Below are 12,833 nucleotides of genomic sequence, written 5' to 3'. Positions count from 1 at the left end.
GATATCCTCGGATTTTTCAAAAAATGGCCGGCAAAATAAATGGGCCCTCACGGCATCATGCAAAAACATGCAGCGGTTTCAATAGGGAGGGAGAAAATAACTTATATTTCAAATGCGCCAAAACACGAATTGCTTGCGCAAATGGCTCTGCGGTCAAAATAACCGCTAAAGTTTCACGCCTTGTTTGCCTAGGGATCTGTCGCCTTTTTTTGGCGCAAACCATATTGACCGCAGAACTGCCGTTTTTCACCCACAACGTCACCTGTCGCAGTTGAATCACAAGCGCAATAAAAAGCTCTTGCTGGGTCGGGGTTGCACAGCGCAAATTCGTCGCGGACCCCCTCTGTTCGGGGGATTGTTCGGAACGCAACATCGGATATTTCGGTAAAATGAACGCCTCTTACTACCGAATTTCACCCGCATTCGTGGGCCTGGCGGCCGCAGCTCTGGGGCTGGCGATGGCGCTGGCCGCCATTCTTGTGGCACTGGCACAGCCGCAAATCGACCTGCCGAAACACGCAGTTGTTCTGCGACTGGGAAACGTAGAGTTGCTCCCGACCGACCTGATGGAAGAACCTGACCATCTTGGCAGTTATAAAGCGATTCAGGGTTTTAACGCGCGCCAGTCGCTGCTGCGGGCGCAATTGGACGCCGATACGGTCGAGGCGAGCTATGCCCTGCCCGACGCTAGCCGTGCGTCAGGCACCTTTCCGATACGCACCCGCACGTTGAGCGATCTGCCGGTTGTGTTTTGGTTTCAAATCGCTGTGGGGCTGATCTCGATCCTGATTGGCGGATGGGTTCTGGGCCTGCGGCGAGAGGACTGGGGCGCGAGGATGTTTGCGCTCACGACCTTGTTCCTGCCGTTCTCCACCAATTCCGCAGCAATCTATTCAACCCGGCAGATCGCGCTGGACGGGGATCTGTTTCGCACACTTTCAAGTATCAATGCCTTTGGCTCCATGGCGTTTGGCATCGCGCTGGTCGGGCTGTTTGCGCAATATCCCAAGCCGCTGTTCCGCCCTGTCTGGCTTGTGATTCCGACGGTGGTGTTCGGGGCTGGAATTGCCTGTAACATCGCACAGGTCGGCCCTGACAACATGATCGGTTTGGTGATCCTGACCGAAATGCTGATTGCGACCATTCTGGGCGTGCTTCAATGGGTGAAAAGCCGCCGCGAACCGCTGAACCGGGCCGGGTTGCGTTGGTTTATATTGGTGTCTCTGATCGGCTGTGCGTTGTTTGTCATGCTCAGTTCCGCGCCAGTAACTCTGGGACTTGCCGACGAGGGGCTGATCAGCCAGGGCTATGCCTTTGGGTTTTTCAATATAATGCATATCGGGCTTGCCTTGGGTGTCATGCGCTACAAGGTGTTCAACCTTGACCGGTGGTCCTATTACATATGGCTGTGGCTCAGCGGGATGATCTTGATCGTGGTGCTGGACCTTGCGGTGATCCGGCTTTTACAGACGCAACCGTGGGTGTCGATGGGCCTTGCACTTTTGCTTGCCGGGTTCCTCTATTTCCCGTTGCGCCAGATACTTCTGAAGTTTTTGCTACTACGCCACAAGGCCAGCCTGTCGGGGCGGATGGCCGACATTATCGGCACGGCTTTGTCGCCGACGCCACGCGAACAAGCGGAGCGGTGGGATAAACTGTTGGAGAAGGTGTTTCAGCCCCTATCTCCGGTCGAGAAGCTGGACATGAAGATAAGCGCACCGCGCATTGATGAAAACGGATTGGCGTTGCTGATCCCGTCGGTTGACGGGATCAGCGCGCGCCGACTTCGCTATGCGCAAAAAGGCAGGCGGCTGTTTTCACCCGAAGATATTGAGATAGCAGCCAATGCCGTCCAAACCCACGATCTGGCCGCCGAAAGCCGTCGCGCCTATGAACGCGGTGCCACTCTGGAACGCGACCGGATCAGCCGCGATGTGCATGATAACATCGGCGCGCAACTTCTCAGCGCGCTGCACAGCCCGGAGGTAAGCCGCAAGGATGATCTGCTGCGTGACAGCCTGAGCGACCTGCGTGCTATCATCAACGATGGCTTTCAGGCCGAATTCACCCTGGCACCACTGTTGGCCGATCTGCGCACTGAAACCGCTGGACGGCTGGAGGCGCATGGCGTGACGTTGAAATGGCATAGCCCGGATTTCGCGGCGGGTGGTTGCAACGGGGCGCTGCCGATGATCGGGCCGGAGGGTCCGGTCATCCCGTTTGTTCTGGTCAACGGCCTGCGCTCGATCCTGCGCGAAGCGGTGTCAAACATCCTGCGCCATTCACAGGCCATTACAGCCGAAGTGAGTATCGATGTGGACGATTCCACGATCACCCTGACGGTCGCGGACGATGGCAAAGGAGTAGACGCGACCACGCTGGGCAGAGGCGGTAACGGCATTCCCAATATCCTCGAACGCGCTGTGGCTCTGGCGGGACACAGCGTCGTCGGGCACGCAGCAGCGGGCAAAGGCACGCTGATCACCGTCATGCTGCCGCTATCCCCGGACAAGGCGCGCATGCGACACGTGGCGCAATGACGACAGGTAGCGGTAAAATCAAGAACATCCTGATCCTGGAGGACGTGCGGCAATCGCGCGAATGGCTGGCTGGAATCGTCGCACGCATCTTCGAGGCACCCCATATCGTCAAGGAAGCCACCGTGCGCGGCGCCGAGCACGCCTGCCAGCGTGACCGGTTTGATCTGGCGCTGGTCGATCTCAGCCTGCCGGACGGCGAAGGCACGACCCTGTTGCGCAGGTTGCAGGCCGAGCAACCCGATTGCATGTGTGTGGTGACCACAGTCATGGCTGCAGATTCCGCCATCGTGTCGGCGTTGGCGGCGGGGGCGCAAGGCTATCTGCTGAAAAGCGATCCGCAGGAAATGCTGGAGCATCATCTGCGCCTGCTGCTGACAGGTATTCCCCCCCTGTCCCCCCAGATTGCGCGGCGGATCATGCATCATTTCCAATTGACCGGCCCCAATTTCGAGCCGGGTGTCAAGCTGACCAAACGCGAAACCGAAGTTCTGCGTCAGATTGCGCGGGGTCTGCGGGTGTCCGAGGTGGCACAGGATTTCGGCTTGGCCGAAAGCACGGTGATCACCCACATCAAATCGGTTTACCGCAAGCTCGAAATCTCAAATCGCGCCGAGGCTGCGATCCATGCAAGCCGTCTGGGCCTGCTAACCGACGATTTCGAAACCGAATAACCCGATTTCCCCCGAACGGGGGAGTGCTTAAGCGCACAACAACGCCATTATTGGCTCAGGTATCCGCGAGGAGTCTTAGACTCGTCAAGGAATTGAAATCGCACCCCGAAAGCGAGGGCGCGTAACCTGTGGCCAATAAGGGAAAAACATGAACAGAAATATTCTTCTTCGCGGTGGTTTCGCAATCATGGCTTGTGCCGCGCTGGTCGGCTGCTCAAACGGCAGCACCCCCGTTGCCGGTGGCGGCGGTGGCGGCGGTGGTGGAGGAACAGCCGCCTTCGACGCCGCGCTGAGCAATGTGCAGCACCTTGGTCCGCAGACCGAAAAGCAGATAGGCACATCGGATTATTCAGGCCAAGCCAAGGTTGAAACCGTCGACAACGCGAGTGGTGTCAAGAACGGATACATTATCGGCGATGTCGATTTGACCGCCAATTGGGACGCCGAAACCGTCAGTGGCAGTGCCACGAATTTCCAGGGCGAATACGACGGTAATCCTGTGACTCTGGATGGTACGCTGACCACTGCAGCTTCGAGCAGCCCCAATACTGTTGTGCAACAGACGATCGCCCTGCCGGTCGGCGGCACCATCACCACCGGTAATCTGATCGCGAACCTGCGCGGCACATTGACGGAAAGCATCAACAACGAATCCTCGGATGTTGAGCTGGGCATGATCGGCAGCTTTACCGGCGCCAATGCCGAAGGTGCGCAAGGTGCCGCCACAATGTTGGTCGGTGACAGCGACAGCGTAGGTTTCGCCATCGCGGGTGGAGGCCAATTCTATCTCGAAAAGAATTAAGACGGGCACCAAATTGAAGCGAGTCTTATTCAGAGCGACAACTCTGGCCCCCCTCGCGGGGGGCCAATTTCTTTTGGCACTGTTGCTGATGGTTTTGCTTGTGGCGGCGCCCATGGCGCGCGCGCAGGACAACGTGCCGCCCGATTGGGCCCGTGCGGTAGAATTAATGCGTGCCAAGCGCGCGCAGGCGGCTCTGCCGTATCTGGAAAAGCTGGTGCGGCAATATCCCGAAAATGCCGTTTTCCGGCTTGAACTGGGCTATGCGCTGTATCAACTGAAGAACGACGGGCGTGCGCGCTATCACATCGAACGCGCACGCGGCGGAAAGTTGACCGGGCCGGAACGCAATGCGGCCGATGGTATCCTGAACCAGATCGCGCGGCGCAAGGTCTGGTCGGTCAGGCTGGGTTTCAGCATCGAGCCCGCCACCAACGCCGGAAAAGGCACGGTGGCCAGCACAATTGCAATTGACGGTCTGGTTCTGACCATACCCGACACGCTGCGCACGCAACAAGCGACTGGCGCAATTCTGTCCGCCGGGTTTAGCGTCCGGCCCCGATTTAACGAAACCCTGAGCGCCAACCTGTCGCTGGATGGTGTCGTGCGATACTACGAAAACCAACGCTTGCGTGAGACGCTTGTGCTAGGTCGTGCCGGGCTGCGCCGCGATATCAGGGCGAACACCTGGGTCGAGGGAGGACTTGTTGCGGGCAAGGAATACGCCGCCGGGTCACCCTACAGCCATCGCTACGGCGTTTATGCCGCGGCGCATACACCTTTGGGGCGGCGTGCTTTTGCCCGCGTCGGTTTCGAACATTATCGCGTTGCGCACGACAGCTTCACGCTGGCTGACGGGCCTCGCACCTTGTTGAGCGGAAACCTGTCTTTTGCGCTGAACCCGCAGACGGTCTTGCGCGCGAAGGCCTTCGTGCTGCACACCGATGCAGCCGCCCCCTTGCAGGCAGGGGTCAAGGGCGCTCTGTCACTGGGTGCGTCCTATGCGTTCAAGGGCGGGCTGGTCGCCGGACTGGATATAACGGCCGGAATCGACCGGCGCGACGGTTTCAGCATAATCGCAGGCGCCCGACGCGAGGACCGCTCGCTGTCGATCGAGGCGGAGTTCTACAATTCGACCCTGAAGGTCGGGCGTTTCCTGCCGGTGATCAAGGTAAAGCACGAACGCAACCGGTCGAACATCGCGCTGAATTCTTACAGCAACACCGCAATAACGCTTGGCATCAGGACGACCTATTAGGTGACCTGATTAGTTGGGCGTGTCGGGTTTGCGAACCGCTGCTCGACGCATTCATGTGCAACTGCAACGCGCTAGCCTATTGCGGCGCCTCAAGCTGCGCAAAGACGTGCGGACTTGCTTGAGGCAATATACGAGATTGCCGCCATAGCTGCCAACATAGACAGGCACACAGGCGCAAACTCCTCACACAGCCCTGTGAATGGGCGGTATTTCTCGGATACTCTTGGTGACCCCGGCAGGATTCGAACCTGCAACCTGCCCCTTAGGAGGGGGCTGCTCTATCCAGTTGAGCCACGGGGCCTTGCCTCTCCTTACCGCGACAAATTGCGGCTGTCAGCCCGAAACAGGGCGCAAAATTGCTGGAACCTTCAAAGCACTACCCTGATCAACCAAAACCATATCCGCACCATCAATGTCTTGCCAAATATTACCCGCACTGGGTCGGGTGCCCAGACCGACGCCTTGTGTATCAAGCAAAGCCGCTGCGCCTTGCGTATTTGCGGGGCTTTGATGTAGCATTCGCCCATTGCTTCCAATCGGTTGAGTCCCCGTGACAATTGACGACAAACGCCCCCTGACCCTGCGAGATGTTTCCGAAGCTTGCGGGGTATCGGAAATGACCGTCAGCCGCGTCTTGCGCAACCGGGGAGACGTTTCCGACGCCACGCGTGAAAAGGTTCTACGGACCGCCAAACGATTGGGGTATGTGCCCAATAAAATTGCCGGCGCCCTGGCCAGCCAGAGGGTAAACCTCGTCGGGGTGATTATTCCCTCGATGTCGAACATGGTTTTCCCCGAGGTCATGACAGGGATCAGCCGCACTCTGGAAGACACTGACCTTCAGCCGGTTGTGGGCATCACCGACTACCTTCCCGAAAAGGAAGAACGGGTGCTTTACGAAATGCTGTCGTGGCGCCCCTCTGGTGTAATCATCGCAGGGTTGGAACATTCCGAGGCGTCGCGGGCAATGCTGCGCACAAGCGGCATTCCGGTTGTTGAAATCATGGATGTGGATGGCATGCCGATCGATACCATGGTTGGTATTTCCCATCGTGTCGCCGGGCGCAAGATGGGCGAGGCTATCGTGGCCCAAGGTTATCGCAAGATTGCGTTTCTCGGGACCAAGATGCCGCTCGATCATAGGGCGCGAAAACGGTTTGAGGGCTTCACCCAGGCGCTTGCCAAGGCCGGGGTCGAAATTGCCGATCAGGAGTTCTACTCCGGCGGTTCCGCGTTGGCCAAGGGGCGCGAAATGACCGAAACGGTGCTGTCGCGCACCCCGGATCTCGATTTTATCTACTATTCGAATGATATGATTGGTGCGGGTGGTCTGTTGTATCTGCTGGAAAAGGGAATTGATGTTCCGGGGCAGATCGGGCTGGCTGGCTTTAACGGAGTCGAATTGCTTCAAGGGCTGCCCAAACAATTGGCCACCATGGATGCATGCCGGTTTGAAATTGGCCAGAAAGCGGCCGAAATCATCCTTGAGCGCAGCCGAAGTACCTCAACAGATATTCCCGATAACAAGATCGAATTATCGCCAAAAATTGAGCCGGGGAATACTCTTCTGCGCAATTGATGCGCGATTCGGCCATTCCAAACTCTGATAATCAGGCTGTTAATATCCGGGTAATTCTTCCCTGCTAATTCTCATGTTGGGTGAGTAAAAGGTGGTGGAGATGAGTGCGCATAGCAATGCGGCACCAGTCATCATCAAACGAAAGAAAGTCATCGCTGGCGGCGGGCACCATGGGGGTGCGTGGAAAGTCGCATATGCTGATTTTGTGACGGCCATGATGGCCTTCTTTCTGCTGATGTGGCTGCTGAGCGCGACGACAGAAAAACAACGAAAAGGCGTGGCCGATTATTTCAGCCCGACCATACCGATCAACCGGGTCTCGGGTGGCGGCGACGGAGCGTTTGGTGGCGAAAGTGTTTTTTCCGAATTGACCCTACCGCAAAACGGTATGGGCGCCAGCAACCTGCGTCCGACCGAAGCACAGCAGGCGCGCGGCGAAAACGGAGTATCAAAAGACGATGCTGATGGGCAGAGCCACAACCGCCAGGCGGAGACCGCGGCGTTCGAGGCTCTCGAAGTAGCGCTGCGAAGCTTCAGCGGCGAAAGCAATGCGGCGAAATCCCGCCTGAGGCACATCATCACGCGCGTGACCGATGAAGGGATGATCATCGAGATTTTCGATCTCGACGAGGTCGCAATGTTCGACCCCGAAACGGACACGCCGACACGGGCGCTCAAGGATCTTGCCGACATGCTGGTCCGTATCCTGCCATTGGTGGAAAACAATCTGGCGATTGGTGGCCATACGCGCGCAAAACCGATTGTTTTGGCCAATAATCCGGTTTGGGATCTTTCGACGGCACGCGCCCACGCCATGCGTCGTTTGCTGCAAACGACGGGTCTGGATGGCAGGCGTGTTCAACGGGTCACCGGCCACGCCGACAAAAGTCCGGCCGTGCGCAATCCGATGGCAGTAAGGAACAACCGTCTGGAAATAACATTGCTCCGAAGCCATCATTGAAAGTCTGATACATTTTAGACGTTAGCACGCTGTTAAGCGGGGCACGCTATGCATGTGGTCCAATTGATAGTCGATGCAGCAGAAAGGCGTATCCCATGACAATTTCATCTTCGCTGAATGCCGGGGTTGCGGGTCTCTCCGCCAACGCTACCCGGTTGGCGACAATTTCGGACAATATCGCGAACTCTGCCACCTTTGGCTACAAGCGGTCAGAGACAGATTTTCATTCGATGGTCATTTCCTCGACACGCGGCACCTATTCGGCAGGCGGGGTGCGCACGACAACCCAACGTCTGATTGATCAGCGCGGCGCGCTGGTTGCGACATCGAACCCCACTGACCTGGCGGTGCGTGGACGGGGTATGCTGCCCGTTGCCCGGGCGTCCGAGATCCACGCGAACAACGGTTCGCCTCAGATGTATCTCTCGACAACCGGATCATTCCGCACGGACGACGAAGGATATCTCGTAACCGAATCAGGTCTTGTCCTGATGGGCTGGCCAGCGCTTCCTGACGGCAGTGTGCCGACATTTCCAAGAGACACCTCTGACGGTCTGGAACCGGTGAAAATCAACGTTAACCAATTCTCGGGTGAACCGACAACGCACATCAATCTCGGCGTAAACCTGCCGGCGACCGAAACCGAAGCCGGTGCAGACGGCATTAACTCAGAATTGTCTATCGAATATTTCGACAATCTGGGCACTTCGGAAAACATAGCGATCGAGTTTGCCCCAACGGTTCCCGGGACCGGATCATCAAACGAATGGACAATGACCATCACCGATACGGCCACGCCCGGCACGGTGATTGGTGAGTATATTCTTACATTTGATGACAGCCAGGCTGCTGGCGGCACCTTGCTTTCGGTCGCAACAACCAGCGGTGGCGCTTATGACCCGGCCACCGGCGCGCTCATCGTCAATGTCGCGGGCGGACCTATGGAAATTGATATCGGACTCTTGGGCGCCTCCAACGGTATGACGCAGCTTTCAGACAGCTTTGCACCGGTTTCGATTTCGAAGGATGGGTATCCGGTCGGAAACATGACGTCGGTCGAGGTCGACCCAAACGGCTTCGTGCACGCCTTCTTTGACACCGGCATTACGCGCACGATCTACCAGATCCCGTTGGTTGACCTGCCGAACCCCAACGGGTTGGTCACACTTGATTCGCAGACCTACCTGCCGTCCCCGGACAGCGGGTCGTTCTTCTTGTGGGATGCCGGCGATGGCCCAACCGGCGATATCGTTTCTTTCGCTCGCGAAGAATCCACAACCGATGTTGCGGGCGAATTGACAGATATGATCAAAACCCAGCGGGCGTATTCTTCTAACGCAAAGGTCATCCAGACTGTCGACGAGATGTTGCAGGAAACCACCAACATCAAGCGGTAAGGCAACCAGATAACCAGTTAAATCCCAGAGAAAGGACCAGAAATGAGTCTTTCCGGCGCTCTATCAAATGCCCTCTCGGGGCTAACTGCGGCATCACAAAATGCTCAAGTCACCGCATCGAACCTCGCCAACATCATGACCGAAGGCTATGCGCGGCGCGAACTCGAACTTGGTGCCCGCGCATTGGGCAGCTACGGCGGGGTCCGTGTCGCAGGCATCACCCGGCATGCCAATCCGGGCCTGATCGCCGAACGACGCACGGCCGCTTCGCAGCAGGCCGGAAACTCTAGCCTGGCCGCCTATTTCAACCGGCTCGAGACGCTGGTTGGCACCCCGGCAGACGGAAGCTCGCTCTCTGCCCGTCTTGCGAATTTCGAAACAAGCCTGGTCTCTGCCGCGAGTCGCCCCGATCTCGCCGGTCGGTTGAACCATGTTTTTTCAGACGCGCAGGCGTTGACCAAAACCTTTGAAAATATTTCTGACGGCATCCAGACGATGCGGAGCGAAGCAGATCGCGAAATTGCAACAACGGTTGAGCAACTCAACACCGCCCTCTCCCAGGTCCGTACCCTCAACACCAGGATCTCCGAAGCAACCATTCTGGGCAACGATACCTCTGCCTTGCAAGATCAGCGCCAACTGTTGATCGACACCATCGCCGAGATAGTCCCGGTGAATGAGGTTCCTCGCGATCTCGGCGCGGTGGCCCTTTATACGTCCGGCGGCGCGATTCTCCTCGATGGCAACGCTGTCGAATTGACCTTCACGGCGACCAACATGATCGTGCCAGGCATGTCCAACTCCGGTGGCCTCTTGTCCGGGATCGATATCAATGGCGTTGAAATTTCAACCAACCCGGATTCCGGACCTCTGCGAGGGGGCAGGCTCTCGGCCTTGTTTGAAATTCGAGACAACTATGCAGTTGAGGCGCAAAGCCAGCTTGATACCATTGCGCGTGACCTTGTCGAGCGGTTCCAGGATGCAGGGCTCGACGCCACGCGGGCACCTGGCGCCGCGGGTCTCTTCACCGATGGCGGCGCCGCCTTCGCCGTCGCAGACGAGGTCGGCTTGTCAAGTCGGCTTGCGATCAATGCGGCCGTCGATCCAAACGCCGGCGGCGCGACGTGGCGCCTGCGTGACGGGCTGGGCGCCATCGCTCCCGGTGCGGTTGGCAATTCCATACTCCTGCAGAACATGCAGGGTGTATTGACCACATTGCGCGCGCCCGTTTCGGGCAGCTTTGGCCCCGCCGCGCAAACTGCCGCAAACCTGCAAGCCAGCTTTCTCGCTGAAATCGGTGCTGCGCGTGAAAATAACGATCAGGAAGTCAGCTTTTCGGCGGCCCGCTATGACTCGGCCAATTCACAGCTTCTGGAAAACGGAGTTGATTCCGATCAGGAGATGCAACGCCTCATTCTGATTGAACAAACCTACGCCGCGAATGCACGAATGATGGAAGTGATCGACGAAATGATGGAAGCCCTGATGAGGATCTGATTCATGACATTCTACTCTCTTGGTGACATGGCTTCGCATTTCGCGTTGCGCAGGCAAAACGTCCGAATGAACACCGCTCTGACACAGTTGTCTCAGGAAATCGTCAGCGGTCAAACCGCGGATATCGCGCGGCACTTGAAAGGCAACTATTCCTATCTCGGCGATATCGAACGCAACCTTCGGGTGCTCGAAGGCTATGACTCTGCGGCGAAGGAAGCCTCGGTCTTTACTGGTGCGATGCAGGCGGCACTCGAAAAGGTACAGCAGACCTCCACTGCGCTTTCCGCTGATCTGATCATAGCCGGAAGCGCCAACCTGCCCCAAGCCGTGCAGACGGCTTCGGGGAATGCCAAGGGTGCGTTGAGTGCCCAGCTTTCGGCGCTCAATATCAATGTTGCTGGTCGCTCTCTTTTTTCCGGCATGGCCACCGATACGGCCCCTTTCGCCACTTCCGAAGAAATACTTGCCCAACTCAAGCTTGCGGTGGCAGGAGAAGTCACCCTTGATGGCATTCTTGATGCCGTAGACATCTGGTTCGATACTCCTGGTGGTGGGTTTGAGACAGTCGGCTATCGCGGCGCATCGACAGACTTGTCACCTTTTCTGGTGGGTGAAGGAGAGACCGTCGAATTGTCGCTGCGCGGTGACAATACCGCAATCCGCGATGTCCTGAAGAATACTGCAATCGCCGCATTGGCCAGCGATCCCGATCTGGGCCTTTCGTCAATGCTGCAACGTGCAATGCTAATGGCCTCGGGCGAAGATCTGTTGACGTCACAGGGCGCACTTACTGCTGTGCGTGCCGATCTGGGCTATGCTGAAAGCCGACTTGACGAAAGCAAAGTCCGGGTGTCCGCCGAACGGGCCAGTTTCGAGATGTCGCGCAACGAACTCTTGGGCGTTGATCCATATGAAACCGCGACCCGGCTCGAAGCCGTGCAGTTTCAGCTCGAAAGCCTCTACACCGTGACGGCGCGCCTGTCACAGCTCTCGCTCGTGAGGTATCTCTGATGCATCGCCTGTTGTTGTTCTGTTTCGCCTGGCTCACGTTCTTCCCGGCGCTCGGACTGGCAGATGCCGTTCGTATCAAGGATCTGGTTGAATTCGATGGTGTGCGCAGCAACGATCTGATCGGCTATGGCCTTGTCGTCGGGCTCAATGGCACAGGTGATGGAATACGCAACGCGCCGTTTACCGAAGAAATCATGTCCAATATCCTTGAGCGGCTCGGGGTGAATGTGACCGGCGAGCAATTTCGCCCCAAGAATGTGGCCGCTGTCTTTGTTACCGCCAGTTTGCCGGCCTTTTCGCGCGTTGGTTCACAGATCGATGTGACGGTTTCGGCAATCGGCGATGCCAAAAGCCTGTTGGGTGGAACCCTGATCATGACGCCGCTCAATGCAGCCGATGGTCAAATCTATGCTGTTGCGCAAGGCTCGGTGATTGCTGGCGGGGCCTCTGCCGAGGGCAACGCCGGGGGCGTCGTTCAAGGCGTTCCAACGGCAGGGGCCATCCCTTCAGGCGCACGGGTTGAACGCGAGATCGCGTTTGAACTGTCGTCGCTGGAAACATTGCGCCTCGCCCTGCGGCAGCCAGACTTCACAACAGCGGCGCGAATCGAGCGGCAAATCAACCGCGATTTTGATCGAGAAGTGGCGCTTATGCTGGATTCGGGAACTGTTCATCTCGACCTGCTGAAGGCGCGGGCAAAATCACCTGCGCATGCCTTGGGCAGGATCGAAAACATTCTGGTTGAGCCTGAACGCAAGGCACGGGTCGTTGTCGATCAGCGCTCTGGAACCATCGTAATGGGGGAAGACGTCAGGATTTCGCGCGTGGCCGTATCGCAGGGAAATTTGACGCTTCGCATACAGGAAACCCCTCTGGTGGTTCAGCCCAATCCGTTCTCCGAAGGTGAAACCGTGGTGGTGCCGCGCACCCAGGCCGAGCTTGACGAAGATCCCGGGATCAAACTTGCCGAAGTGCCTCCCGGCACGTCGCTCTCGGAAGTGATCGCGGGGTTGAATTCGCTCGGTGTATCGCCGCGCGACATGATCGACATTCTCAAAAGCATCAAGGCCGCAGGTGCGCTTCACGCCGAGTTCGTGGTGTATTGAATGCGAAGCCGCGT

At 57.6% G+C, this 12,833-nt stretch carries 11 protein-coding genes and 1 tRNA gene; 10 read left to right on the top strand and 2 right to left on the bottom strand.

The annotated features are described in order from the left end of the window. Positions 1-55: 55 nt before the first annotated feature. The gene (locus tag LZG00_01565) at positions 56-373 is read right to left on the bottom strand and encodes a hypothetical protein (protein ID MCF3592682.1); all 318 of its coding nucleotides are present in this window, start codon (positions 371-373) and stop codon (positions 56-58) included. 16 nt (positions 374-389) lie between these two features. On the opposite strand from LZG00_01565, the gene LZG00_01560 reads away from it, so the two are divergent. The 4 genes from LZG00_01560 (at position 390) to LZG00_01545 (ending at position 5,268) form a co-directional block, all read left to right on the top strand. Beyond that, positions 390-2,540 carry a hypothetical protein gene (locus LZG00_01560; GenBank protein ID MCF3592681.1) on the top strand — a complete coding sequence of 717 codons (2,151 nt, stop codon included), beginning with the start codon at positions 390-392 and terminating at the stop codon, positions 2,538-2,540. Beyond that, positions 2,537-3,211, top strand: coding sequence for a response regulator transcription factor (locus tag LZG00_01555; GenBank protein ID MCF3592680.1), 675 nt, complete (start codon positions 2,537-2,539; stop codon positions 3,209-3,211). Before LZG00_01560 ends, LZG00_01555 begins: the two co-directional genes overlap by 4 nt. Before the next feature lie 148 nt (positions 3,212-3,359). Continuing rightward, positions 3,360-4,013, top strand: coding sequence for a hypothetical protein (locus LZG00_01550; protein MCF3592679.1), 654 nt, complete (start codon positions 3,360-3,362; stop codon positions 4,011-4,013). An 88-nt stretch (positions 4,014-4,101) separates the two neighbouring features. After that, positions 4,102-5,268 carry a surface lipoprotein assembly modifier gene (locus LZG00_01545; protein MCF3592678.1) on the top strand — a complete coding sequence of 389 codons (1,167 nt, stop codon included), beginning with the start codon at positions 4,102-4,104 and terminating at the stop codon, positions 5,266-5,268. Between the two features lie 224 nt (positions 5,269-5,492). Here the strand turns inward: LZG00_01545 and LZG00_01540 are convergent. Next, a tRNA-Arg gene (locus LZG00_01540) sits at positions 5,493-5,569 on the bottom strand. Positions 5,570-5,818: 249 nt separating this feature from the next. On the opposite strand from LZG00_01540, the gene LZG00_01535 reads away from it, so the two are divergent. The 6 genes from LZG00_01535 to LZG00_01510 all read left to right on the top strand — a co-directional run bounded on the left by LZG00_01535 (position 5,819) and on the right by LZG00_01510 (position 12,819). Continuing rightward, positions 5,819-6,847, top strand: coding sequence for a LacI family DNA-binding transcriptional regulator (locus LZG00_01535; protein MCF3592677.1), 1,029 nt, complete (start codon positions 5,819-5,821; stop codon positions 6,845-6,847). Between the two features lie 100 nt (positions 6,848-6,947). Further along, positions 6,948-7,808 carry an OmpA family protein gene (locus LZG00_01530; protein MCF3592676.1) on the top strand — a complete coding sequence of 287 codons (861 nt, stop codon included), beginning with the start codon at positions 6,948-6,950 and terminating at the stop codon, positions 7,806-7,808. A gap of 95 nt (positions 7,809-7,903) precedes the next feature. Beyond that, entirely contained in the window at positions 7,904-9,205 is a 1,302-nt protein-coding gene (locus tag LZG00_01525; protein MCF3592675.1) for a flagellar hook protein FlgE, read from the top strand. A 42-nt stretch (positions 9,206-9,247) separates the two neighbouring features. Beyond that, positions 9,248-10,702: a flagellar hook-associated protein FlgK gene (gene flgK / locus LZG00_01520; protein ID MCF3592674.1), complete on the top strand. Its 1,455-nt coding sequence runs from the start codon at positions 9,248-9,250 to the stop codon at positions 10,700-10,702. Positions 10,703-10,705: 3 nt separating this feature from the next. Beyond that, on the top strand, positions 10,706-11,713 hold the full coding sequence (locus LZG00_01515; GenBank protein MCF3592673.1) for a hypothetical protein: 1,008 nt from the start codon (positions 10,706-10,708) through the stop codon (positions 11,711-11,713). Next, positions 11,713-12,819, top strand: coding sequence for a flagellar basal body P-ring protein FlgI (locus LZG00_01510; GenBank protein MCF3592672.1), 1,107 nt, complete (start codon positions 11,713-11,715; stop codon positions 12,817-12,819). The genes LZG00_01515 and LZG00_01510 overlap by 1 nt, the downstream gene beginning before the upstream one ends. Positions 12,820-12,833: the final 14 nt, after the last annotated feature.

The organism is Rhodobacteraceae bacterium LMO-JJ12, assembly GCA_021555075.1.
Taxonomy (GTDB): domain Bacteria; phylum Pseudomonadota; class Alphaproteobacteria; order Rhodobacterales; family Rhodobacteraceae; genus JAKGBX01.
The sequence above is the reverse complement of the archived record's forward strand: the minus strand, read 5'-3'. Positions and strand labels throughout refer to the sequence as shown.

Bases quoted from the DNA above. Each gene is read 5' to 3' on its own strand.
- LZG00_01565 (MCF3592682.1), bottom strand. From the start codon at position 373: ATGTTGCGTTCCGAACAATCCCCCGAACAGAGGGGGTCCGCGACGAAT.
- LZG00_01560 (MCF3592681.1), top strand. From the start codon at position 390: ATGAACGCCTCTTACTACCGAATTTCACCCGCATTCGTGGGCCTGGCG.
- LZG00_01555 (MCF3592680.1), top strand. From the start codon at position 2,537: ATGACGACAGGTAGCGGTAAAATCAAGAACATCCTGATCCTGGAGGAC.
- LZG00_01550 (MCF3592679.1), top strand. From the start codon at position 3,360: ATGAACAGAAATATTCTTCTTCGCGGTGGTTTCGCAATCATGGCTTGT.
- LZG00_01545 (MCF3592678.1), top strand. From the start codon at position 4,102: ATGGTTTTGCTTGTGGCGGCGCCCATGGCGCGCGCGCAGGACAACGTG.
- LZG00_01530 (MCF3592676.1), top strand. From the start codon at position 6,948: ATGAGTGCGCATAGCAATGCGGCACCAGTCATCATCAAACGAAAGAAA.
- LZG00_01525 (MCF3592675.1), top strand. From the start codon at position 7,904: ATGACAATTTCATCTTCGCTGAATGCCGGGGTTGCGGGTCTCTCCGCC.
- flgK (MCF3592674.1), top strand. From the start codon at position 9,248: ATGAGTCTTTCCGGCGCTCTATCAAATGCCCTCTCGGGGCTAACTGCG.
- LZG00_01515 (MCF3592673.1), top strand. From the start codon at position 10,706: ATGACATTCTACTCTCTTGGTGACATGGCTTCGCATTTCGCGTTGCGC.
- LZG00_01510 (MCF3592672.1), top strand. From the start codon at position 11,713: ATGCATCGCCTGTTGTTGTTCTGTTTCGCCTGGCTCACGTTCTTCCCG.